Consider the following 24,754-nt stretch of genomic DNA (forward strand, 5'->3'; position numbering starts at 1 on the left):
TACGTGGACTATACAGTCCAGCTGCTGGACTGTATAGTTCAAACGCTGGAACATAGAATTAGCTCCGGTATCATTCGGATTGTGTCATTGTTCCCGTATATTGGGTCCGGAATCTTTCAGCAGTGTAAATACGAATTCAAGGCCTCCTTCTGCTCTGTTTTTCGCGAAGATTGTGCCTCCGTGGAACATGACCGCATTTTTTACGATGGCAAGGCCGAGGCCGGTTCCTCCCAGTTTGCGGGAGCGTCCCTTGTCTACCCTGTAGAACCGTTCGAACAGGCGGTTCAAGTGTTCTTCAGGGACTCCTACGCCAGTGTCGGAAAAGCTGAAATAATAGTAGCGTTCGTCCTCCCGGAAGCAGCTGATGGTTATTTTGATGTTTGTGCCTGCATAAGCTATGGCATTGTCTGTCAGGTTGCGGAAAATCGAGTACAGCAGCGAGCTGCTTCCGGTCACAATAAGGTTCATCGGCATCTTGTTGACCACCGTGATATGTTTCTCTTCAAGTCCCATAGCCACCTCGTTCAGAATGTTTCCGACAATCTTGCTGAGGTTGACCGTTTCCTTTTCCACCATTTCGGGGGCTTCGTCCATGCGTGTCAGCACCGATATGTCGCGGAGCAGGTAAGTCAGGCGGTTGCTTTGCGCGTAGCTTCGCTCAAGAAACGAGCGCACATTTTCCTGCGGGATGTTGGGGTTGTTGATGATGGTTTCAAGATACCCCTGGATGCTGCTTACCGGAGTCTTCAGTTCGTGAGCGATGTTTTGGGTAAGCTGGCGTTTCAGGCGTGCCTGCTCTTCTTCCTGTGTCATGTCATTGATTGATATTTCGAACGACATGTCTTGAAAGATGATGCACTCGATAGTGAAAGAGCGCGCGTTTTTGTTGATGTGCATCGAGAAGCGCTTCTCCTCTTTGCTGAAACTCTCCGTGCTGATGTTCTGGGACAGAAAGTCATTGATGGGCTGGAGCTCAGGTATGGAAAAGATTTTTTCTGTCGAATGCAGATGCCTGTCGGATATATTGTTGATGTATTGAGTGAAAAGATTGTTCACCAGGATTTCTTTTCTCTCTTTCGTAAACACGCCCAGCCCCTCGTGCGATGTCTGAAGATGCAGAATCAGTTTCTCGCGCTCGATGTATAGGGCACTTTTGGTGCGGTGCAGTCTTTTGTAGATTTTGATGATATGCTGGGAGATTTCTCCTAATTCGTTTTTGGGGAACGTTTGCAGGATGTCCATGTCGATAGGCTCATTTCTGTCCGCTTTCATGGCGAACTGCTGCAATTTGGTTACCGACACTCCCAGCTTGCGGGTGAAGCGGTAGAAGATCACAAGCAGAAGAAAACAGATGATGAACGCGAACCACAGGTAGCCCGAGTCTGCGCGCAAATGTTCTGCCAGACTTACGTTATAGGGAAGCGCAGAGCGTACAATGAGCCGGTAGGGAGGGTAGTAGCGTGCCGAGTAAAAATATTCCTGCCCCTCATTCGATTCAGACTGCCTGCCTATCGAGTATCCGCTTCCGTACATTAAGGCTTCCTGTATTTCTTCTCTGTCCGCGTGGTTCTCAAACGACTTCCAGTTTCGGTTTGTGTTGTCGTAAATCACCTGTCCCGACGGTTTGATGATGGTGACCCGCAGGTTGGGAATCATGTGCGTGGTGACATAATGCTGCATGGTTTCTCCTGTAAAGCCTTTGTTGTCGGCGATGAAACCATATACCTGGTTGTTGTAGTTTTGCAGCTGGATGTTCAGCAGTTCTGATTTGAACGACTTCTCTCTTTGGTACTGGAAGAGGATGAAGCAGACGGCATAGCTCAGAAAAAGGAACACGACAGAGAGGAACAGCTTTTGGCTGAACGAAAGAAACCGTAAAGAAATTTTAGTCATGGCAGTTTTAGCAGTCGCAGTCTTTTTTATTCACATTCAAAACAATATCCATATCCCAGGCGAGTAACGATTCGCTGGCCGTATTCTCCGATTTTCTTGCGGAGGCGGGTGATGTTCACATCAATGGTACGGTCAAGCACGTAAACTTCGTCGTGCCATACTTTGGCAAGGATGTCTTCGCGCGAGAACACTCTTCCCTGGTTTTGCAGCAGAAGCAGAAGGATTTCAAATTCCTTTTTTGTCAGCGGAGCTTCCTCGCCGTTGATGGTCACCTTTTTCTGCGGTATGTTTACCACCAGCCCCTTATATGCAAGCTGTTCGGGAGTCTGTGTCTGCACTCCGGCTGTGCGGCGCAGCACGGCCTTTACTCTCATTACGACCTCGCGCAATGAAAACGGTTTGGATATGTAGTCGTCCGCGCCCAGGTTGAATCCGGTGAGCGTGTCGTTTTCCGTGTCTTTGGCGGTGATGAATATGATGGGTATGTTTTGCGTGTCCTTGTTCTTTTTCAGCATGCTGGCCATCTTGAAGCCGGAAATTTCTCCCATCATCACGTCGAGCAGCAGCAGGCTGTACTGAGCCAGATCCAGTTTGAGAGCTTCCTCTGCGGAGTTGGCTGTGTCTACTGCATATCCTTCCATTTCAAGGTTGAATTTCAGAATTTCGCACAAATCTTCTTCGTCATCTACGACCAATATACGATAATCATTGTTCATGGCTTGTTTCCGTTTTTTATAATTAGAAATGTTTGGTCTGTTTTTGAGGGCAAAGATGGCCGTATCTTGTTTCTTCCTTATGAAATAACTGTTACAATTATGTTACAGTTTGGGGCGGGTAAATTCTCCGGCCAACGGGTGGCTCAGTTCGTTGCGTATTTCTTTCGGCGATAGATTGTGTCCCAGCAGAAACATCAGTTTGGTGAGCACGCTTTCTACCGTTGAGTCATATCCGCTGATCACGCCGGCATCAATGAGTTGCAGTCCGGTTTCGTAGCGCGCCATTTCTACCATGCCTGTCTGGCATTGCGATATGTTTACTATGACGATGCCGCGGCGGGTGGCGTCGGCCAGCAGGCGGATGAACCATTCCTTTTGCGGTGCATTTCCCGATCCGTATGTCTTGAGGACTACGGCTTTCAGTCCCGGAAGGTTAAGTACGGTGCTTACGATATTTTCCTGTATGCCTGGAAAGAGGGTCAGGATAATGACGTTTGTGTCGAATACATAATGCGCGTGCATCGGCAGTGTCGGATCCACTTTCCGGATTTTGTCGTATTCATACTTGATGTGGATGCCCACTGTGGCGAGAGCCGGATAGTTGTATGAGCGGAAAGCGTTGAAATTTTCCGCGTTGATTTTGGTTGTCCGGTTGCCTCGGAGCAGATGATTCTCGAAAAAGATGCACACTTCGGGCACAATGGCTGTTCCGTCCGCGTGTTTTGCGGCCGCGATTTCGATGGAAGTTATCAGGTTTTCTTTTCCGTCGGTGCGCAGAACGCCGATCGGAAGCTGGCTTCCGGTAAGGATGACCGGTTTGCTCAGGTTCTCAAGCATGAAGCTCAGTGCCGAGGCCGTGTAAGCCATCGTATCAGTTCCATGAAGAATGACGAATCCGTCGAAATTTTCATAGTTGTACTCGATGATCTTCACAAGTTTGGCCCAAAGTGACGGTTCCATGTCGGAGGAGTCGATGGGCGGATTGAACTGATACGATGAGATACGGTAGTTGAACCGCTTCAATTCCGGTACATTTTCCTGTAATTGGTCGAAGTTGAACGCTTCCAATGCTCCGGTTTCCGGATTCTCTATCATACCGATTGTTCCTCCAGTGTAAATGAGCAGAACGGAAGGATAATCTGGTCTTATCATGTTGTCTTTTGTTTCTATGCTTAATTGGCACAAAGATAGTATTTTTCGGTGTGATGGAGAAGAAACGGGATGGAAAAATAGCAAAATGTACGCGTCCTGCCCGGTTTTTTATTGTCTGAGCGCATCCAGCAGACGGTCGGCCGCTTTAGCTGCATCGCCTTTTTCTTCTTCCAGAAGTGTGATGAACTTGCTTCCGATGATGCATCCTGCGGCGTATGATGAGGCTGCTTCGAATGTCTGCCGGTTTGAGATTCCGAAACCGATCATCCGCGGATTTCGCAGATTCATTCCGTCGATCCGTTTGAAGTAAGCCTGCTTCTGTTCGTTGAAGTTCTTTTGTGCTCCGGTGATGGCGGCAGAGGAAACCATGTAGATGAATCCGTCGGTATGTTCGTCAATCTGCCTGATTCTTTCTTCGCTTGTTTCGGGCGTGATGAGCATGATGATTCTGATGTCGTATTTTTCTGCCGTGGCTCGGAATTCTTCCTGATACTCCTTGAACGGAAGGTCAGGGATAATGACCCCGTCGATTCCGTATTCGCGGCAGGAGGCGCAGAAGTTTTCAAATCCGTATTGCAGGATAGGGTTGAGGTAGCCCATCAGTATGAGAGGGATGGTTACGTCTTGCCGGATACCGGCCAGCTGTCCGAACAGTTTGCGCAGCGTCATCCCGTTGCGCAGCGCATGCATGGCTGCGTTCTGGATCACGGGACCGTCTGCCATCGGGTCGCTGAACGGGATTCCGATTTCTATCATGTCTATTCCTTTCTTTTCAAGCGTGCGTATGATTTGAGGTACGCTTTCCGGTGTCGGATCTCCTGCGCAGAAATATACCGACAGGATATTGTGTTTTTTTTCGCTGAATAATTTGTTGATACGGTTCATAATGCTTGTTGTTTTTGTTGTGAATACATTTTTTTGAATTCTCTGATAAACTTGCCGAGGGCTTCTGTATCCTTGATGCCCGGCGCCAGTTCGAACCCGCTGTTCAGGTCTATTCCTGCCCATTGCGGGTGGGTGAACCGGGACAATGCTCCGATGCTGTCCGGATTCAGTCCGCCGCTCAGGAGGAAGGGGGTGCTTCCTGTATAGTCTTTCAGCAGGCTCCAGTTGAAGGAGCGTCCCGAGCCTCCGTGTTCCGTGCAGGGTGTGTCGAACAGGAAAAAGTCGCAGGAGTTCTCGTAGGGAGCGACGGAATGCAATGCTTCCCTGCTCCCCACGGAAAAAGCCTTGATTGTTTTCAGTCCGCTTTTCCGCAGTGTGCTGCATTGTTCCGGCGTTTCTTTCCCGTGCAGTTGTACCAGTTCCAGGTTCCACTCGTCTGCAATCTGCAAGATCGCTTCTGTCGCTGCGTCAACGAATACCCCTACACGCCCGACCGTTTCGGGCAGATAGTCGGGCTTGCGGTGGACGCAGCGCGGAGAGGGAGGATAAAAGATGAATCCCATCCATTGCATGTCAGTCTTTTCGGCCTGGCGGATATTTTCTCCGTCGGTCATGCCGCATACTTTTACGATCATAGGTCCAGGCGTTTGATGAAGTCAGACAAAGCTTTTCCCGGATCGGGCGTTTTCATGAATGTTTCTCCGATGAGGAAGCCCTGGTAGCCGGCTTCTCTGAGTCTGTGTATCGTTTCGGGCGAAGATATTCCGCTTTCTGAAACACGGACGGCATCTTTGGGGAGCTTCCCGGCCATGCGGAACGAGTTTTCTACGTCAGTATGAAAGGTCCCCAGGTTCCGGTTGTTTATTCCCACCATGTCCACGTACTCGTTATAATGCCCCAGCTCTTCTTCACTGTGCAGTTCGAGCAGGACCTCAAGGTTGAGGTTGTGGGCTTCCTGTGCCAGCAGGAAGCAGTCTTTGGGCGACAGGGCGGCGGCGATAAGCAGAACAGCGTCGGCTCCTGTCAGTTTGGCCTGAAGAAGCTGGTAGCGGCTGATGATGAAGTCTTTCCGAAGAACAGGCACTTCCACCGCCTTGCGTATGTTTGCCAGATCCTTCAGCGTTCCGCCGAAAAACGGTTCGTCTGTCAGTACCGAAAGTGCTGAGGCTTTGCTCCGGACATATCCTTCGGCCACTTCAAGCGGGTTCGCATCCCGGTTTATCCAGCCTTTTGAAGGCGATTTGCGCTTGAATTCGGCGATGATTCCCACGCGTGATTCGGCCAGCGCCTTTTTCATGCTGCGGCCGTCCGCCGGCCTTCCGTCAAGCATCTCTTCCAGCGCCGATTCGGGTACAGACGCTTTCTGCTGGGTCAGTTCAATCTGTTTCTGTGCTATGATATCATGTAGAATGTCTTTTTTCATGTTGTTTTATTCTGATGAGATGTTCAGTTGTTTAGTTCGATGAATTTTTTGAAGGTCTGCTGTGCCCTGCCGCTGTTGAGCGATTCGCGTGCTATTGCCACACACTCTTCGATCGATTTTGCAGGCTCCATGACCTGAATGGCGAACGAGGCATTGATCAGCACACAGTCTGTCTGCGCTTTTGTGGCTTCTCCCTGCAGCACATTGTCGAAGATGCGGGCTGCTTCCTGCGGCGTGTTTCCTCCGTGAAGTTCTTCCTGCTTGACGAGCGAGAACCCAAGTTCGGAAGGACGGTGTATCGTTTCATAAAGGTTTGTCATCACCTTGAACTCGTCGGTGAGCGAGATCTCGTCGTATCCGTCCAGGTTGTTTACTACGGCGAAGCCGATGCCGAGCTGCTGGAGCGTGTTGGTGTACAGGCGCATCTGTGGAAGGTCGGCCACTCCCAGCAGCTGGTATTCCGGCAGGCAGGGATTCACAAGCGGTCCGAGGAGGTTGAACAGCGTGCGCACTTGCATCGCCTTCCGGATGGGAGCTACCGTCTTCATGGCCGGATTGAAGAGGGGAGCGTGGAGGTATGCCATTCCGCATTTTTCGATCGAGCGTTCCAGCATATCCTGCCGGTTGGTGAATTTTACTCCGTGCAGTTCCATTACATTGCTCGCCCCGCTCACTGATGTGGCTCCGTAGTTTCCGTGTTTGGCCACGTGATAGCCCGCTCCGGCCACGATGAAGCAGGCACAGGTTGAGATATTGAATGTGTTCTTTCCGTCGCCGCCCGTACCCACGATGTCGATCGGACGGTAGGCTGCCAGGTCAACCGGAATGCGTGAAGCGAGCAAGGCCTCTCTGAATCCGATCAGTTCGTCCACTTTTACCCCTCTCATCTGGAATACGGTCAGGAATGCGGCTATCTGCGCCTCGTTGCATTCTCCCTTTGTGATACCTGCCATCAGTTTGCACGCTTCTTCCTGCGTAAGCGTTTCGTGATTGAATAGTCGTTTAAGTATCTGTTTCATAGTTGTATCTGTTTAGTGGTTTATCCAATTGCGGAGCATTTGTTTTCCGTCGGGAGTAAGGATTGATTCGGGATGAAACTGGATGCCCCGCACGTCCAGTTCTTTGTGCCGGAGAGCCATGATGTGCCCTTCGCTGCTGACGGCAGTCACTTCGAGGCATTCCGGGAAGCCGTCCGTGTCGACTACCCACGAATGGTACCGTCCCACGCTTATCTCACGGGGGAGTCCCGCAAAAATAGGGTCGTCGGCTACGATCGAGATGCGGCTTTGTATGCCGTGATAAACGCTCTTTAGGTTGGTGAGCCTGCCTCCGAATACTTCTCCGATAGCCTGTTCGCCAAGACACACTCCGAGGATCGGCTTTTTTCCGGCGTATGTGCGGATTACGTCAAGCAGTTTTCCGGCTTCTTCCGGCACCCCCGGTCCCGGCGAGAGCAGAATCCTGTCGTATTTTCCGAGCTCGTCCATCTCAAACCGGTCGTTGCGCACTACGGTGACTGTTGCTCCCAATTCTTTTACCAGATGACTCAAGTTGTATGTAAACGAGTCGTAATTGTCTATGATTACAATATTCATGATGTAGTTTGCTTTTTGTTACAGCTGTTCGGCAAGAAAGATAGCCTTTCTCAGTGCCGCCAGCTTGTTGTTAACTTCCTGCAGTTCGTTTTCTTCATTGCTTTTGGCCACGATTCCGCCTCCGGCCTGAAACCAAAGTTCGTTGTTGCGGCTTACGAAAGTGCGGATGGTGATGGCCTGGTTGAGCGATCCGTCGAATCCGATAAATCCGATGCATCCGCCGTATGCGCCGCGGTTGTGCGGCTCCATTTCGCTGATGAGCTGCATGGCTTTTACTTTCGGCGCTCCGCTCAGCGTGCCGGCCGGAAACGTGTCGACGAATGTCTTGATGGGATCTGCCCCCTCGTCCAGTTCTCCGCTTACCCGGCTTACCAGGTGGATGACATGACTGTAATATTGGGCTTCCTTGTAGAAATCCAGGTGTACGTCGTGGCAGTTGCGGCTCAGGTCGTTACGCGCAAGGTCTACCAGCATCACGTGTTCGGCGTTTTCTTTCGGGTCTTTCAGCAGCTGTTCCGCCAGTATCCTGTCTTTTTCCTTATCTCCGTTTCTTCTTACGGTGCCGGCGATGGGGTCGATGGTTGCGTGGCGGCCTTCAATCCGGCAATGCGTTTCGGGCGAAGAGCCGAAGATGCGGAAGCCCCCAAAGTCGAAATAAAACAGATAGGGCGAAGGGTTGATGCTTCTCAATGCACGGTAGAGTTGGAAGTCGTCCCCTTCGTAGCGCTGGACGAACCGCCGTGAAAGAACGATTTGGAATACATCTCCACGCAGACAGTGTCCGATGCCCCTGCGTATGTTTGCTTTGTGCTCTTCGTCGGTCAGCGTACTGGTGACGGGACCTGTGGCGCGAAACTGATAGGTGGTGTAGTTGCGGTTTTCAATCGCTTTCTTCACCTCCTCGATATGGTCGGGTTCGTTTTCGTTCTGCATCTCCACCAGGGTCATTTCGCTTGTGAAGTCGTTGAATACGATCAGGTATTTATAGAGGATGTAGAGCATGTCCGGCGCATCGTTCTTGCTGTCTTTGCTGTCTTTGATGGGGATGTGCTCGAAATAGCGGATGGCGTTGAACGTGGTATATCCGTAAAGTCCGCAGTATCGTGCGTATTCTCCTTCTACCTTGAAGCGCGAGAGGAACTTGCTGATGGCGTTTTCGGGTCTGAACGATTCGGTGAGATCCAGTTCTTCCCTCGATCGGTCGGGGTAGACCATTACGGCTTTCCCGTGGCCCACAGACACGCTTGCTATCGGGTCGAGTCCGATGAACGACCGGTTGTTTTCAGATCCGTGGTAGTCGGAGCTTTCCATCAGGGCACTTTGCGGAAACAGGTCGCGCAGTTTCAGATAAGTGGTTACCGGCGTATGCAGGTCGCCGAGAATCAGTTTGTATTTTGTATGGTAGTGAAATGTTTTCATGTCTTTATGTATGTGATAAGTGATGTTTGAAGCTTATGTCTTTTCATTGCATGAACTTCAGATAAGTGTCTATGTCCTTGTCGCCCCGGCCGGAAACCGTGAGCACCACAATGTCTTCGGGCTTGAAGTTCACCTTTTCGAGCGCGCCCAGGGCATGTGCCGATTCGAGTGCAGGTATGATTCCTTCAAGGCGGGTCAGTTCGAATGCGGCGCGGACGGCCTCGTCATCGTTGACGGCAAGAACTGTAGCCCGGTGCTGTCTGGCCAGATTTGCGTGCATCGGACCCACGCCCGGATAATCCAGTCCTGCGGAAATGGAGTAAGGTTCCAGAATCTGTCCGTCTTCGTCCTGCATTACCAGCGTGCGCGAGCCGTGGATGATTCCCGGCAGTCCGGCCTGGATGGTTGCGGCAGACAGTCCCGTTCCGATTCCTTTCCCGCCTGCTTCGGCAAGCACTATTTTCACCCTTTCGTCATCGATGTAGTGATAGACGGTTCCCGCTGCGTTGCTTCCCCCTCCGATACAGGCAATCAGGTAGTCGGGATAGTCGCGCCCTTCATGCTCGGCAAGCTGCCTTCTGATCTCCTTGCTTATGACCGACTGCAGCCGGGCCACCATATCGGGGTAAGGATGAGGCCCCACGGTAGAGCCGATGATATAGTATGTGTCGGCCGGATGACAGCACCAGTCGCGTATGGCTTCGTTGGTGGCATCCTTGAGTGTCATGTTTCCGCAAGTCACCGGCACCACTTTCGCTCCCAGCATCTTCATCCGCTGCACGTTTACATACTGGCGTTCCACATCGGTCTTTCCCATGTATACCACACATTCCATGCCCAGCAGGGCGCATACCGTCGCCGTTGCCACTCCGTGCTGTCCGGCTCCCGTTTCGGCGATGATCCGATTCTTTCCCATGCGCTGCGCGATGAGTGCCTGTCCGATGGCGTTGTTGATTTTGTGCGCTCCCGTGTGGTTCAGGTCCTCGCGTTTCAGGTAGATCCGGCAGCCGTATTTTTCAGACAGCCTTTTGGCGAGGTAGAGCGGGGAAGGACGCCCCACGTAGTCGCGGAGCAGCGTGTCGAACTCCTGTTTGAAGCCGTCGCTTTCCATGATGCGCAGGTACGAGTTTCTCAGCTCTTCCACGCAGCGGTGGAGTATTTCGGGGATGAATGCTCCGCCGAACTCTCCGTAGTAGCCTTCTTGATTCACTTGATAAGTCTTCATGATGTTTTTGTATTTTAGTGTGATTAACTGATTTGTCTGGGGATAAAACAAAAAGGGCTGCCGTAAAGTACGACAGCCCTTTTGCTATATGGTTTGCTCTATTTGGATGGTAACATATACACGCGACTGGTTTCCCTTACGACTTTGGAAGTTGCAAGAGGCGCCACCAGAAGAATGTATTTACCATTGTATGTAACATAGCGTTGTATTATCTGTTGTTTTATTGCCGGATTGTTCCGGTTTGTTTCTATACGCTTGCAAATATACGGATAAATTTGAATAGCCAAAACTTTTTCTCTGTTTTTTTTTTGCCGGAAATCTTGCATCTCTTGTTTTTCTGTTGCAGGGAGAGGACTGTGTGCCTCCGTCGGCCGGAGGCTCTGCGGCACTGCCGGCGAATGTGACGGAAAGGTGGCCTTGCGGAACAAAATCTGTATCTCCAGCCTAAAGATATAAATCTCCAGGCTGGAGGTGAAGAATCTGCCGGGCATTCGCCGGTCTGTTTCCTTCATGTGCCGTGCGTGATGTCCCGCATGGTTCAATCGTTTGCAAATTTTAGTCTGCGGACAATTGCCGTTTGCATAAAAAACAATAACTTCACCCCCGTTTTTTATTGATGGCGTAAAATGGACGATTTGAAAATAAATGACCTTACGGTGCGGGAGCATCTGCTGCGGCTGGCGGCGGAAGGAAACCGCAAATTCACGGAAAGCCTGCATCCGGGCGTTGAGCATATATTAGGTATCCGTGTGCCCGATCTGAGAAACCTGGCCAGGCAGATTGCCAAAAACGACTGGGAACTGTTTCTGGAGAGAGCCGACAATGATTATCTGGAGGAAAGGATGCTTCAGGGGCTGGTGCTCGGTTACATCAAGCCCGATGACGACATCGAGGCATATCTTCATCGGGTGACAAAGTTTGTGTGGGTAATCGAAAGCTGGTCGGAATGCGATGTCTTTCAGTTTGCCGGAGGAAAGGCTTATTTCAGGAAACACCAGGAGCGCATATGGGAATATCTGAAAGAGTGGCTGAAATCGTCGCGGGAGTTTGAGGTGCGTTTCGGTGTCGTGCGCATGATGGAATATTATGTCGACGGGGATCATCTGGATGAAATGTTTGCCTGCTTCGAGCAGATCCGGCAAGAAGGATACTACGTGAAGATGGGAGTGGCATGGGCGCTTTCGGTATGTTTCGTCAAGTTTCCGGAACGGACGATGGAATATCTGAAACATTCTTCGCTGGACAGCGACACTTATAATAAGACATTGCGGAAGATTATCGAGTCGAACCGCGTTCCGGCGGATACGAAAGATCTGATAAGAAAAATGAAGAGGGTGGGCTGAAACGGATTTTCAGGCACAAAGACACGAAGCCGGAAAAGTGCTGTATGCCTTGAATCCGGCATCCTTTTCTGCGGCTTCGTGTTTCAGTGCCTGCCGCTTGTTCATTGGCGCGCTTTCTTCTGTGCGCCTGTCTTTTTGAGTCTGTCGTCACTGCATCCCCGGGATGCGTGCGGGCAGCCTGCGCATCCGTATCCGCAACCCGGATCCTTGCTCTTTTTTCTGAACAGAATCTTGATGTAGTGCCGGAACGCGAATATCACGCATCCGGCAACTATTATATATACCAGTATGTCTTGTAAGTCCATAAGCTTTTCGGTTTAGAACAGGCTGCCTATCTGATAGACAGCGAATGAAACGATCCAGGCAAGAGCCGTGGTATAGAGGGCGGCGAAGGCTGCCCATTTCCAGCTTCCCGATTCCTGCCTGATGGCCGCTATTGTGGCGATGCAGGGGAAGTAAATCAGCACGAACAGCATGTAGCCGTAGGCGGCCAGCGGTGTGATGGGGATGCGTTCGGACAGGTTGATGTTCTCTACATCGTCTTCATTGGTGTAAAGCACGCTCAGTGTGCTTACGACCAGCTCCTTCGCGCCGACTCCCGAAAGGATTCCGATTCCCATCTTCCAGTCGAAGCCGAGCGGCTCGATGGCCGGTTCGATAGCTTTTCCCAAACGTCCGATATACGAGTTTTCCTGCTGTTCGGCGGTTGTGGCGTATGCCTCATGGTTCGGATAGTATCCCAGGAACCAGATGATGATGGAAGCGATCATGATGATGCCTCCCATTTTCTTGAGGTATTGCTTGCCTTTGTCCCAGGTGTGGCGTGCCACAACTTTGGCGGTCGGCATCCGGTAGGGCGGAAGTTCCATCACAAACGGACTGTCGTCGCCTTTCACGATGAATCTGGTGAAGACGCGCGCCATGAGTACGGCCAGCAGGATGCCGATGGCATAGATGGAAAGAAGCACCAGACTGGCTTTGGAGGGGAAGAACGCGCCGATCAGGACCAGGTAGATGGGCAGACGGGCGCTGCACGACATCAGCGGGTTGATGAGCATTGTGACCAGCCGTGCCTTGCGGCTCTCTATGATGCGCGAGGCCATGATTGCAGGAACGTTGCATCCGAAGCCCATGATGAGCGGAATGAACGACTTTCCGTGAAGTCCCATCTTGTGCATGATTTTATCCATGATGAAGGCCGCGCGCGCCATGTAGCCCGAATCTTCCATGAACGAGATGAAGAGGTAGAGCAGCAGGATGTTCGGAAGGAACACGATGACGCCTCCCACACCGCCGATGATGCCGTCGATTACCAGATCTTTCAGCGGTCCGGGCGACATGAAGTGCTCTACTCCTGTCCCGATCAGTTCCACCAGCCATTCGATCCATGCCTGCGGATAGGCTCCGAGCACGAAGGTGGCTTCGAACATGATGTACAGAAAGATGAAGAATATGGGGAATCCCCAGATGCGGTGAGTGACAATGCTGTCGACCACACGGGTGAACGCTTCGGTGTTTGTGTTGGTCTCGGTATAGGTTTCTTTCAGCGCGCCCGAGATGAATGCATACTTGGCATCGGTGATTGCCTGCTCGCTGTCTTCGTTCACAGCCCGCTTCAGCCGCTCCGCTTCCTTGTCGCGCACAGCCAGGATATCCTTGCCGTTTGGCAGCGGGGCTACAACCCTGCTCTCGATGTCCTTGTCGTTTTCCAGGAGCTTGATGGCAAGGAACCGGGTGGAATACTCATGGCGGATATTGTCGTTCTTGCATATTTCCTTTTTCACGGCGTCGATGCTCGCTTCGATTTCCGGCCCGTGGTTGATGTGGATGTGGCGGATGAAGCTCTGGTGGGCGAAAGGGTCTTCCTCTTTCGGGCCTTCATACTTGTGTCCCTGCACGCACTGGTCGTGCCATTCGCGGAACTCGCGCAGCACTTCGTTCTTTATTTCCTTCTTCTGCCCCATGAAGTCGGCTCCTTCATAAAGCCCGATGATGACGTGGAAAAGGTTGTCAACGCCTCTGCCTGTACGGCTGACGGTGGGCACGATAGGCACGCCGAGCAGTTCGCTCAGCCCGTGTATGTTGAGCTTGTTCCCGCTGTGTTCCAGCGCGTCATACATGTTCAGCGCGATAACCATCCGCACGTTCATGTCGATGAGCTGTGTGGTAAGATACAAGTTCCGTTCCAGATTTCCCGCGTCTACGACATTGATGATGACATCGGGGGTTTCTTCTATTATATGCTTCCTGACGTAAAGTTCCTCAGGACTGTAGGCCGAAAGCGAATAGGTGCCCGGCAGGTCTACCAGGCGGAAGTGGTAGCCTTGGAAATCGAAGTGCCCTTCTTTGGCATCGACGGTTACCCCGCTGTAGTTCCCTACGTGTTCGTGTCCTCCCGAGGCAACGTTGAACAGTGAAGTCTTTCCGCAGTTCGGGTTTCCCACCAGTGCCACGTTGATGGTGCGCCGTTTGCCCCGGGCAAGACGCCTCATCGTTTCTTCCGGCACCGGTGTGTTCTGGGTGATCGGCTTCAGAAATGTGTCTTCGTTGTTTTGCGTGCGCGCTTCTTCTTCGCTTACGACTTCAATCATGGCGGCTTCCTGACGCCGGAGCGACACTTCGTAGCCCATGATTTTGTATTTTACGGGATCTTTCAGCGGGGCGTTGAGTATGACTTCTACCGTTTTTCCCTTGATGAATCCCATTTCAATGATGCGCCGGCGAAAGCCTCCGTGACCGAGCACTTTGACAATCATTCCTTTCTGGCCGGTTTCTAATTCAGACAATCTCATGTTTTATTTTTTTAGTTTGGTGCAAAAATAGATTATTGTATCGGTTCATGCAAATTATTTAGATTGTTTTTAAATAAAAGCGGTCCGGTTGCAAGAATCGTTTTTCCCGGACGGCAATTGTGGAGGGAAATTTATATGTTTGCATTATGTTTGAACAAAAAGTAAGTGCATTCATACAAGAAAAGCGCTTGTTCGGTAAAAGCGACAAGGTGCTTGTGGCGTTGAGCGGCGGGGCAGACTCGGTAGCGCTGCTTCGTGTCCTGCTTCGTCTGGGCTATCATTGCGAGGCTGCGCATTGCAATTTCCATCTTCGCGGGGAAGAATCTGTGCGCGATGAGAAGTTTGTCGTTTCGCTGGCTGAAGATTTGGGAGTAAAGCTCCACAAGACAGATTTCGATACGGCGGGCTATGCCTCTGATAAGGGGATATCCGTTGAAATGGCCGCACGTGACTTGCGCTATGCGTGGTTTGCCCGTGTGTCGGAAGCTGTGGATGCGAAAGTGGTTGCGGTGGCTCATCACCGGAATGACAGCGTGGAAACTTTTTTGATGAATCTGGTCAGAGGCACGGGAATAGACGGCTTGCTGGGGATTCGTGCGGTGAACGGAAAGGTGGTCCGTCCTCTGCTTTGCGTGGACAGGGAAGATATATTGGATTATCTGAAATATCTCGGTCAGGATTACGTGACTGACAGTACGAATCTTCAGAGCGAGTTTACGCGCAACAAGCTCCGGCTGGAGGTGATTCCGCTGCTTGAGTCTGTCAATCCGTCGGTTGTCGAAAGCATATCCCGAACGGCTTCTCGGCTGGAGGAAGTGGCTGAAGTGTATCATCGGGCTGTGACCGAAGCCGCAGAGCGTGTGCTGGCAGGAGAAAACATGCTTGACGGAGCTGTTTTGCTGCGTGAGCCTGCCCCCAGATCCGTCTTGCATGAAGTGCTGTATCCGCTGGGGGTAAACGCTTCGCAGCTGGATGATATTTTTTGTTGCCTCCGGCTGGGTGAGTCGGGCAGAATGTTTGAAACTTCCGGGTATGTGTTGGTGACAGATCATGGGAATCTTCGGTGGAGGGTGCGCCAGGAAGATGAACGCATGTTTGTGCTGCGGCATGAGATTATATTGACTGAGGCTCCTTTTGATGTGCCGAAGGACAGAGCGGTGGCTTATCTGGATGCAGACAAGGCCGGAGATGAATTGCTCCTGCGCAAGTGGCGTTCGGGCGACAAGTTCGTTCCGTTCGGCATGAAGGGCTTCAAGTCCGTGAGAAACTATCTGCGGGATTGCAAGAAGTCGCTTTTCGACAAGGAACGGCAGATGGTTGTTTGTGCGGGAAAAGATATTGTATGGCTGGTGGGAGAACGTGCCGACAACCGGTTCAGAGTGACTCCGGAAACACGTAGAATTTTGAAAATGTGGGTGGAACTTGGTTGATTTGTACAAAAAGAAAATGATTGTATTAAAAGATGCAAAAAAAGCTGGCGGAAATATTCAGTTTGAAGCAAATGTGTTTACATTTGAATATGTTTAATTTAAAACGAAAATAAGATTATGAATGAAATTGTTGCAAAAATCAAAGAATTGTATGATTCAATGATGACAGATGCAGATCTGCAGATTGAAAAGGGAAACAAAGCTGCAGGAACTCGTGCACGCAAGGCATCTTTGGAGTTGGAAAAGGCTTTGAAGGAATTCAGAAAGGTTTCTTTGGACGAATCAAAGAAATAAGACTCGTGGTGCATTTTTGTGCAAGAGAAGGAATTGCAGACTTGTTGGTAAAAACATGAAGCAACTCCTTCTTTTTATATATGTGTCTGAAACGGACTGTCTGCATCGGCTGGGAAGAATTTCTTTCAAGCCGTTTTTTTTATTTTTTAAAGAGGAAAGCGTTTCTTTTTGGCCGGAACTTCCTACATTTGTACAAATGTTTTTATCTGGACGATGGTTTTATATGATTTGAAAGACGGTATCGGTTGGGTAGCATGGCTCTGGATGCTGGTGCTGGCCTCATGCAAGTCTTCTGCCAGCCGACTGAACGACGAAAAGGTCGATTCGCTGAATTGTCTTTCATATGAAATGCGCTATAAAAACCTTGAAGAAGCTTCCCGTCTGGCGGACCAGGCATGGAAGCTGGCCGTAGAGGGAGGATCTGCAAAGAAGGCGGAGGCCTTGAACAACCGCGCTTTCTGCGCATTCATGCGGATGGATTTCGAACGCGCCGCTTCGCTTTACAAACGTGCGACTGATGCAGGAAGAAATGAAATAGAGCGTCTGGTCGCAGATGTGGGAATGATGAAAATCTGCCAGCGTACTTCGATGAACAAAGAGTTCTATGATTATAGAAACAGTGCGCTTAATCGCATCCGGCGCATTCGGGAGGAAGGCAGGCTTCAGGATGAGAGATTGCAGAAACGTTTCGATTATGCTCTGTCCGAATTCTATATCGTTTCAGGAGTCTATTATTATTATCTGGACCAGGAAGCCGAGGCTTTGGCTTCCATTGATTCCATTCCGCTCAGCTCGTTGCGCAACGACCGAGGGCAATGGCTGTATTATATGTATATGCGAGGGTCGGGAGGAATGTATCAGGCACCGACACGTGAAGAAACGGTGCTTGGAGAGTTCTCGTATCTTGTAGAATGTTTGCAGGCAAGCTCTGATAGCGGTTATATTTACTTTGAAGCCAATGCGTTGCAGGCTATGGCCGAGATGCTCAACTTCAGGAGGAACCGGCAGTTGTTGGTCCGGGAAAGGGCGGGACTGCTGCGTATGGTCAATCCGGAAGAACTCTCCGTCGATAGCTTGCCTTTGCGTTTTGCCCGTCATGCCCTGAAGCTTTTCAAGGAGTATGGCGACTGGTATCAGATATCGGGGACATACCGCACGATTGCCACTTATTACAATTATTCGGGACAGTCGGAAAAGGCGCTTCCCAATTTGCAGACAGCATTGGATTATGTGAACCTCCATCATGAGAGGTATTATCATTGTGAGGATACAACCGACCGCCTGCGTACCTTTATTCCCAATGCGGCTTCTTCGATCGAGCTGAAGTGGATTAATGAGGAGGGAATCAAGACTGTTCCGGAATGGGTCGCACGATTGCGTGAACAGTTGAGCCGGAGCTATTCGGCCTTGGGCATGAAGGCCGAGTCTGACTATAACCGGAATATTTATCTGGATATTCTTGACTATACCCGTCAGGACAAGGAACTTGAAAGCCGTTACGTCGCGCTGGAGCGTGAGGGAAGGCAGTTGAATGTGCTTCTGGTTATGGTTATCGGCGGGCTGTTCGCGTTTGCCTGCCTGTTTGTGGTGCTTAACCGTTATTGGAGGAAGAAGAATCTTGCTTATGTGGAAAGGCTGAAGCAGGTGCTTTTGCTTTGCCAGCATATTACAGGCTCTGTTCCTGCCGATGCTGTATCGCAGGACGAGGTGGCTTTGGCTGTGTCTGAAACATTGCGGAAAGGTCTGGATGCGATGTTCGGAGTGTCTGACTTGCAGATATGTCTTGCAGATATGGACGGTGAAGAGGCTGTCCCGGACGATGACAGGACAGTTCGTTCGTTCGCTTTGGTTTCTCCGGGAAAGACAGTTCAGGTAGGTACGTTGCGGCTCTTTCTTTCTGCCGCACTGCATAAAGAGGATATGGCTTTGTTGAATCTGCTTCTGCCTTATGTGGCGTGGACCATTGAAAACGGATTGAATCTTGTTTCGCTTGACGATGAGAAGAAACAGCTCGAGAAAGAGCAGTATATCCACAGACAGCATCTGATTGACAACAAATGCAGAAATGAAGTGAAGAAGGCTTGCCTTTCGATCGTAACGGGCATACTTCCGTTTATTGACCGGATGGTGAACGAGATCCGGAAACTTCGGACAGAGGCATTTCGGCAGAATGATGAGGTCAGCCGGATGAGGCTGGACTATATAGGCGAACTGGCTGATAAGATCAATGAATACAACGATATTCTGGCTTTGTGGATTAAACTGCGCCAGGGAACGCTGAGTCTGAAGATTGAGAATTTCGCCTTGCGGGATTTGTTTGCCGTGGCAGCCAAGGGACGGCGTTCGTTTGAAATGAAACATCTGCAGCTTGTTGTAAAGGATACGGATGCCGTTGTAAAGGCAGACAAGGCCTTGACATTGTTCATGATCAATACCTTGGCGGACAATGCCCGGAAATATACGCAGGAGGGAGGACACGTTGAACTTAAAGCGGACGAGGGCGAAAACTATGTGGAAGTGTCGGTTACCGATGACGGCCCCGGACTTTCTGAGAGTGACATCCATCGGATTCTCGATGAGAAGGTTTATGATTCAAGTGTTATAGGCATGGATACGGCGTCGGACGTGTCGCAGCTTCACAAGCAGAAAGGCCATGGGTTCGGCTTGATGAACTGCAAGGGCATAATCGAGAAGTACCGCAAGACGAATAAGGTGTTTGATGTGTGCCTGTTCCGCATTGAAAGTGCTCCGGGAAAGGGAAGCCGTTTTTACTTTCGTTTGCCGAAGGGAATCAGCCGCGCGCTGTTGGCTGCAGGTATGGTTTGTGCTGTAGGGCTGGGAGCTTGTTCTAAGGCTACGTCGGGAACTGTTTCGGCCGCCGCGGATCCATTGCATGTGTCGCATTATGACAGCCTGCTTGCGATAGCTAATGATTACGCCAACTGGGTGTACGACTGCAATGTGAATGGGGACTACCAGACTGCCATCCGGCTGGCCGACAGTGTGCTGTACTTTATGAACACGCACTTTCTGGAATATTCGGGACGGAAATCGCCTTTGCTGTCTTTGTACGATACGGATGAAGCGGGTGAACTTACGTGGCTTGCCAACCGTTTTGATACGGATTATTATATATTGCTTGATGTGCGGAATGAAGCGGCGGTCGCTTCTTTGGCATTGAAGGATTTTCGTCGTTACCGTTATAACAATGCGGCTTACGTTTCGCTTTACAAGCGTTTGAGCCGTGATTCGTCATTAGAGGAATACTGTCTTCAGATGCGTCAGTCGGCAGGAAACAAACTGATAGCCTTGTCGATATTCGTCATCATCGTTCTGGGGTGCTTCATCGCCTATTATGTGCTGTATTTCCGCCGCCGTTTCCGCTACCGTTACAATATGGAGCAGGTTTTTGCCGTAAACAAGGCAGTGTTTTCCGCTTCGCTGAATGCCGAAGGAAATAATGTCGCTTCTGATGTGCTGGATGCGATGTTTGTTGAAATGAATGAATTGCTTCCGCTGGAGAATCTGGCCTTGGCTGTAATGGATGAAGAAACTCACAGTCTGAGATTTACGTGCCGCCAGAAGGCGGACGGTGAGGACTGGGAGGAATATTTGCGGAAATGCTACAAGACGGGCAAGCCATCATGGGTCAGAGAAGGCGGTTGGAGCTGCCTGCCTTTGTGGATAGAGGCCGGAGGCGACTCGCGCTGTATCGGCGTGCTGGCTTTGAAGGCCGAACGTTCCGATATCCGTGAAGAAGACAGGCTGCTGGTTGAACTGGTCTGCAATTATCTGGCAGTCATCTTGTATAATACCATAGTGCAGGTCAGCCGCAAGTGCCGCGACATCGAACTGGCTCAAGATGAGGCCCGACGGGTTCTTTTTGAAGAAAACCAGCTTCACGTTCAGAATATGGTGCTTGATAATTGCCTTTCTACAATCAAACACGAAACGGTTTATTATCCGAATCGTATCTTGCAGATGGTAAACCGCTTGGGCGAAATGGACGGAATGGAGAAGAAGGCGGTGCTGGATGATATGGCGGAGCTGGTGGAATATTATAAAGATATCTTTACGCTGCTGGCATCGTGTGCCGCCCGCCAGTTGGAAGAAGTGACTTTCCGGCGTATGGAAGTTGACATGAAAGCGTTGGCTGACGAGGGAATGAAATACTTCAGCAAGCTGATGCGTAAGCAGGATTTTGCCGTGGAGCTGACGGTTGAATCGCAACCTCTTTGCGCTACAGGTGATCCCGTGCTGTTGCTCTTCCTCCTGCAAAACCTGATAGACGAAGCCGTGCGCGTGCGGATGCCGGGGCATCTGAAACTGATAATCCGTCAGGATGGCGATTTCGTGCGGACTGACTTTATCGACAGCCGGCGCGAGATGACTCCGGAAGAACTGAACGGTCTTTTTTATCCCGACAAACGGAGAATGTGCGGCGGAGCCGATGGGATGACTTTGACCGGGACAGAATACCTTGTTTGCAAGCAGATTGTTCGTGATCATGATGAGTTTGCAGGAAAGAGAGGCTGCCGTATAAACGCTTGTCGGGCAGAGGGCGGTGGATTTGCAGTATGGTTCACTGTACCATTCCGAAGGAAGAACAAATGAAAACAGACAGAATTTGCATAATATGGATAAATTTAAAGTGATTATTGTTGAAGACGTAAAACTCGAGTTGAAAGGAACTGAAGAGATTTTTCGTCATGAGATACCCAATGCTGAAGTTATAGGGACAGCTATGACCGAAGCAGAGTTCTGGACGCTGCTTGAAGCGAAGACGCCCGATATGGTGTTGCTCGATCTTGGACTGGGAGGCTCGACTACAATCGGTGTTGAAATATGCTCCCGTCTGCATCGGGAACGTCCGGAACTGAAAGTGCTTATCTTTACGGGCGAGGTGCTCAATGAGAAACTTTGGGTCGACGCGCTTAATGCGGGGGCGGTGGGTATCATCCTGAAAACCGGTGAACTGCTTACAGCAACCGATGTGCAGGCTGTTATGGACGGCAAGCGCTTGGTATTCAATTATCCGATTCTTGAGAAGATCGTAGAGCGTTTCAAGCAGACGGTTGAAGCGGAACAGCGCAGGCAGGAAGCGATTGTGGATTATGATATCGACGAATATGACGAACGCCTGCTTCGTCATCTGGCATTGGGGTATACGAAAGAAATGATCACAAACCTCAAAGGCATGCCGTTTGGGGTCAAGTCGATAGAGAAGCGTCAGAACGAGCTTGTCAACCGCCTGTTCAAGCCCAGCGAACGTACTGGCGTAAATGCCTGCCGGCTGGTGACACGGGCCTTCGAACTACGTATTTTGGATATCGATAACCTGGAGCCTGACGATGAATAGAAAATCCTTGTTGCATCCGGCCGCTTGCTTTTTCCTGCTCACGGTGCTTGTTGCGTTTATGTCGTGGGTAGGCACTGTTTACGAGTGGGAGGGGGTGAAAAGTCTGTTCAGCGGCGAAGGCCTGCGCTGGATGCTTCATTCTGCGGGCAAGCTTTATGTCTGTTCGGAGATTGTTCCTGTCGTGCTGGTCCTGTTTCTCGGCTGCGGCTTGTTCTTTCATTCCGGTCTTTGGAGAATCTGCCTGAAGTTTTTCAGGCATAAAGCTTCTGTTTCGCATAAGGAACGTCATGCCTTGTTTGTGTCTGTGTCTTTTTTCCTTGTTTATTTTTGTGCGCTTGCTGTTCTTGCGTGGGGACCGTGGAATCTGGTGCGGAGCGTGAGCGGCACGCTTTCCGGGTCGTCGTTCGAGGAGGGCATCTGGTGTCTGATATCATTGGGAATCGGCCTGGCATCGGTTGTTTACGGTTTCTCTTCCGACACTTATGTGTCCGACCGTGATATTGTCCGGGGCATGGCTTTTCTGTTTGCGCGGAAGGCCTCATACTTTGTCACTTTGTATTTTGTCCTTCTGTTTTTTGCCTGTCTGGACTATTCCGGCATGGCAAGAGCTGCCGGGGTGTCCGATGATGTGACGGAAGGTCTGTGCTGGATTGTCTGCATATTGCTGTTGGGGAGGAGCGGTTGACGCGCTTTTGTTGGTTACGAGATGACAGTTTCCGGATTTCGTTTAAAGACGGCGGAAAATGAATGGTTGCACATCAGATTCTGTATCTCCAGCCTAGAGATACAAATCCCCAGCCTGAAAATACACGTCTTTAGGCTAAAGATGCATATCTCCAGGCTGGAGATGAATGTATTTATGCCTCCGCCGGCGTATCTCACTGTCGGAAGAGGCTGTTTCTGTCAGCCGGCGGAACCGGGGTTTTTCATGACCAGCTTCACTGCGGCCCAGTTGCGCTTCTCGCGGTGGTGCACGAACTCCATTCCAAGGCTTTCTCCTTTTTCGCGGATGGCAGGGATGTCTTCCACATAGAAGCCGCTCATGTAGATTTCAGAGCCTGGATGCATGCAGGCGGCATAGGCCGGCAGGTCGTTGAGCAGGATGTTCCGGTTGATGTTGGCGATGATCACGTCAAACGGTTTCCGTCCTTTCAGCAGGGATGCGTCCCCCAGTTCTACCGTAATGTTTGAGATGCGGTTCAGGGCGATGTTGTCGCGCGAGTTGTTCACACACCAGTCGTCGATGTCGATGGCGGTTACGGGATCGGCCCCTCTCATGCTGGCAAGTATGGCGAGGATGGAAGTTCCGCACCCCATGTCGAGCACCGATTTTCCGCTGAGGTCTGCGTCCAGCAGCTCGGCTATGATGGAGCTGGTGGTTTCGTGGTGTCCTGTGCCGAAAGCCATCTGCGGGTTGATGACAATGTCATATTCCGCCTTCGGATAATCTTTGTGGAAAGTGCTGTGGATGACGCACCGGTCGCTGATGACAATCGGCTGGAAGAAATTCTTTTCCCATTCCTCGTTCCAGTCCTTGTCTTCCGGTTCGTCGATGGTATAGGTGATTGCCGTGCCGGGAATGGGAAAGTTTCCTACGGTCTGCTTCAGCGTGTCTTCGTCGAACAATGCCTGCTGTATATAGGCCTTCATGCCCTTTTCGCATTCAACAAAACTCTCGAATCCGATGTCGGCTGCAAGTGCCGACAGTACATCGGTGGCCGTTTCACTGTACGGCTGCACATTAAAGGTTACTTCAAAATATTTCATACGTATATCGCGGGTTTAGTGTGGCGGAACATGGTTCCGCCGGATCGTTGTTTGTCCGTGCACAAAGATACAGCTTTTAGGGAAATCCCTATGCGGAAATAGGGATTTCCTGCTTGCAGACTCCGAATAACTTCCTAAATTTGTATCAGAATAAAAAGGGGAATTATAAAATTAAGGCGATATGATGAAAAGTAGAATATTTGCTTCGCTGCTGTTGGCCGGCTTTCCGTGGCTGGTGATGGCTCAGAGTAACGACGACCTTTATTTCGTTCCGAAAAAGAAGACGGAAGCGAAGAAGGAAGCCGCCGCTCCGGTTGAGAGGACGGTGGCGGTTCCGAAACAGTCGTCGAACACAACTGTGTATGCGGCTCCGGGATCTACGGTTGTAGTGAAGGATGCTGCTGGAAAGATGCGCGATGTAGACGAGTACAACCGGCGTTATACTTCGCGCGACAATACGTTCAGCTATCGGAATGATACCTTATATATCGAGGAGAAGCCCGTTGGCGAGCGTGGAGAATGGGTGAACGGTTTCGAAGGTTCGCAGGATGACTATGAATATGCCATGCGGATCGTCCGCTTCCGCAGCCCGGCGTATGCCATTCCGGTCAGCAGTCCGCTGTACTGGGACGTGGTATACGGCACTTTCCCTTCGTGGGACTGGAACGTATACGATGACGGGCTTTATGCTTATGTATTCCCGACCTATTCCAATCCGCTGTGGTGGGACTGGCGCTGGAACTGGAGCATAGCCGGTCCGCGCTGGGGCTGGGGATGGAGCTGGTACTCTCCGTGGTATTACAGCAGCTGGTATTCTCCATACTGGTACGGCGGCTATTGGGGCGGCTGGTACGGCGGCTGGTATGCAGGCTACTGGGGCGGCTGGCATCACCATCACTATCCTTATTACGGATGGGGAGGCGGCTGGCGCGGAGACTACACCGACTACCGTCCGTCAAGGTATCAGCGGGCTGGAACTTCGGTGACGCGCCGTTCTTCAGGTGGAACTGTCTACGGCGTGCGTCGCCCTTCGGAAAATATCGCTTCGGGTCGGGGCGCTTCTTCCGTGCGCCGTTCTTCAATAGGACGCGTCGTGCAGGGATCGTCTGGAACAAGGGGTGAGGTGAATTCCGTGCGTTCAGGAAGAACTGCCATTCGCGGACGGGGAGAAACGGTTACGGGAACACGTGCCGGATCGCGTTCACAGGGCGTATATACGCGTCCGAGTATGGGAGTGGACCGCAGCGGCTCTACTTATAACCGTCCGAGCAGCACCCGTCGCAGCGTAAATTACGGGAATCAGAGGAATTATAACACGAATACACGCAGCAGTTATCAGAACACTTCCCGTTCCAGCAGTTTCAGCCGGGGCAGCGGCAGTAGCTTCAGTCGTGGTTCTGGCGGAGGCAGAAGCGTAACTCGCTCTTCAGGCGGCGGAGGCGGCCGCAGAAGATGACGTGC

21 protein-coding genes are annotated in these 24,754 nt (G+C 51.0%); 7 read left to right on the forward strand and 14 right to left on the reverse strand.

Features of this window, described 5'->3' with window-relative positions; translation table 11 throughout:
• Positions 1-84: 84 nt before the first annotated feature.
• The 11 genes from NW212_RS08475 to NW212_RS08525 all read right to left on the reverse strand — a co-directional run bounded on the left by NW212_RS08475 (position 85) and on the right by NW212_RS08525 (position 10,820).
• Positions 85-1,893, reverse strand: coding sequence for a cell wall metabolism sensor histidine kinase WalK (locus NW212_RS08475; protein WP_258338218.1), 1,809 nt, complete (start codon positions 1,891-1,893; stop codon positions 85-87).
• A gap of 26 nt (positions 1,894-1,919) precedes the next feature.
• Entirely contained in the window at positions 1,920-2,609 is a 690-nt protein-coding gene (locus NW212_RS08480; RefSeq protein WP_258338219.1) for a response regulator transcription factor, read from the reverse strand.
• Between the two features lie 102 nt (positions 2,610-2,711).
• Positions 2,712-3,761, reverse strand: a complete 1,050-nt coding sequence (locus NW212_RS08485) for an asparaginase (protein ID WP_258338220.1) — start codon at positions 3,759-3,761, stop codon at positions 2,712-2,714.
• A gap of 108 nt (positions 3,762-3,869) precedes the next feature.
• Positions 3,870-4,646, reverse strand: coding sequence for a tryptophan synthase subunit alpha (gene trpA / locus NW212_RS08490; RefSeq protein WP_258338221.1), 777 nt, complete (start codon positions 4,644-4,646; stop codon positions 3,870-3,872).
• A complete protein-coding gene (locus tag NW212_RS08495; protein ID WP_258338222.1) occupies positions 4,643-5,281 on the reverse strand; it encodes a phosphoribosylanthranilate isomerase in 639 nt (212 codons plus the stop codon). Before NW212_RS08495 ends, trpA begins: the two co-directional genes overlap by 4 nt.
• The gene (gene trpC / locus NW212_RS08500; protein WP_258338223.1) at positions 5,278-6,069 is read right to left on the reverse strand and encodes an indole-3-glycerol phosphate synthase TrpC; all 792 of its coding nucleotides are present in this window, start codon (positions 6,067-6,069) and stop codon (positions 5,278-5,280) included. The genes NW212_RS08495 and trpC overlap by 4 nt, the downstream gene beginning before the upstream one ends.
• Positions 6,070-6,092: 23 nt before the next feature.
• Positions 6,093-7,088, reverse strand: a complete 996-nt coding sequence (gene trpD / locus NW212_RS08505) for an anthranilate phosphoribosyltransferase (protein ID WP_258338224.1) — start codon at positions 7,086-7,088, stop codon at positions 6,093-6,095.
• Positions 7,089-7,100: 12 nt separating this feature from the next.
• Complete coding sequence (locus NW212_RS08510; protein ID WP_258338225.1) at positions 7,101-7,664, reverse strand: aminodeoxychorismate/anthranilate synthase component II; 564 nt, start codon at positions 7,662-7,664, stop codon at positions 7,101-7,103.
• An 18-nt stretch (positions 7,665-7,682) separates the two neighbouring features.
• Positions 7,683-9,083 (reverse strand): anthranilate synthase component I family protein, encoded by a 1,401-nt coding sequence (locus tag NW212_RS08515; protein WP_258338226.1) that lies wholly within the window; start codon positions 9,081-9,083, stop codon positions 7,683-7,685.
• Positions 9,084-9,126: 43 nt separating this feature from the next.
• On the reverse strand, positions 9,127-10,308 hold the full coding sequence (gene trpB / locus NW212_RS08520) for a tryptophan synthase subunit beta (protein WP_258338227.1): 1,182 nt from the start codon (positions 10,306-10,308) through the stop codon (positions 9,127-9,129).
• A gap of 98 nt (positions 10,309-10,406) precedes the next feature.
• A complete protein-coding gene (locus tag NW212_RS08525; RefSeq protein WP_258338228.1) occupies positions 10,407-10,820 on the reverse strand; it encodes a hypothetical protein in 414 nt (137 codons plus the stop codon).
• Between the two features lie 114 nt (positions 10,821-10,934).
• Here NW212_RS08525 and NW212_RS08530 point away from each other — a divergent pair, with 114 nt between their 5' ends.
• Complete coding sequence (locus NW212_RS08530; protein WP_258338229.1) at positions 10,935-11,651, forward strand: DNA alkylation repair protein; 717 nt, start codon at positions 10,935-10,937, stop codon at positions 11,649-11,651.
• Positions 11,652-11,752: 101 nt separating this feature from the next.
• On the opposite strand, the gene NW212_RS08535 is transcribed toward NW212_RS08530, so the two are convergent.
• Both NW212_RS08535 and feoB read right to left on the reverse strand, forming a co-directional pair.
• A complete protein-coding gene (locus tag NW212_RS08535) occupies positions 11,753-11,956 on the reverse strand; it encodes a FeoB-associated Cys-rich membrane protein (protein ID WP_258338230.1) in 204 nt (67 codons plus the stop codon).
• Positions 11,957-11,968: 12 nt separating this feature from the next.
• On the reverse strand, positions 11,969-14,443 hold the full coding sequence (gene feoB / locus NW212_RS08540) for a ferrous iron transport protein B (RefSeq protein ID WP_258338231.1): 2,475 nt from the start codon (positions 14,441-14,443) through the stop codon (positions 11,969-11,971).
• Between the two features lie 146 nt (positions 14,444-14,589).
• Here feoB and tilS point away from each other — a divergent pair, with 146 nt between their 5' ends.
• The 5 genes from tilS (at position 14,590) to NW212_RS08565 (ending at position 22,211) form a co-directional block, all read left to right on the forward strand.
• Entirely contained in the window at positions 14,590-15,873 is a 1,284-nt protein-coding gene (gene tilS, locus NW212_RS08545) for a tRNA lysidine(34) synthetase TilS (RefSeq protein WP_258338232.1), read from the forward strand.
• Positions 15,874-15,990: 117 nt separating this feature from the next.
• Positions 15,991-16,167, forward strand: coding sequence for a histone H1 (locus tag NW212_RS08550; protein ID WP_258338233.1), 177 nt, complete (start codon positions 15,991-15,993; stop codon positions 16,165-16,167).
• 213 nt (positions 16,168-16,380) lie between these two features.
• Positions 16,381-20,781: a DUF5113 domain-containing protein gene (locus NW212_RS08555; protein WP_258338234.1), complete on the forward strand. Its 4,401-nt coding sequence runs from the start codon at positions 16,381-16,383 to the stop codon at positions 20,779-20,781.
• Positions 20,782-20,803: 22 nt separating this feature from the next.
• Positions 20,804-21,526, forward strand: a complete 723-nt coding sequence (locus NW212_RS08560; RefSeq protein ID WP_258338235.1) for a DUF5932 domain-containing protein — start codon at positions 20,804-20,806, stop codon at positions 21,524-21,526.
• Entirely contained in the window at positions 21,519-22,211 is a 693-nt protein-coding gene (locus NW212_RS08565; protein WP_258338236.1) for an AbgT family transporter, read from the forward strand. Before NW212_RS08560 ends, NW212_RS08565 begins: the two co-directional genes overlap by 8 nt.
• Positions 22,212-22,429: 218 nt before the next feature.
• On the opposite strand, the gene prmA is transcribed toward NW212_RS08565, so the two are convergent.
• Positions 22,430-23,293, reverse strand: coding sequence for a 50S ribosomal protein L11 methyltransferase (gene prmA / locus NW212_RS08570; protein ID WP_258338237.1), 864 nt, complete (start codon positions 23,291-23,293; stop codon positions 22,430-22,432).
• A gap of 184 nt (positions 23,294-23,477) precedes the next feature.
• On the opposite strand from prmA, the gene NW212_RS08575 reads away from it, so the two are divergent.
• A complete protein-coding gene (locus NW212_RS08575) occupies positions 23,478-24,749 on the forward strand; it encodes a hypothetical protein (RefSeq protein WP_258338252.1) in 1,272 nt (423 codons plus the stop codon).
• Positions 24,750-24,754 lie beyond the last annotated feature (5 nt).

It is taken from the genome of Bacteroides sp. ET225 (assembly GCF_024733745.1).
Lineage (GTDB): Bacteria > Bacteroidota > Bacteroidia > Bacteroidales > Bacteroidaceae > Phocaeicola > Phocaeicola excrementipullorum.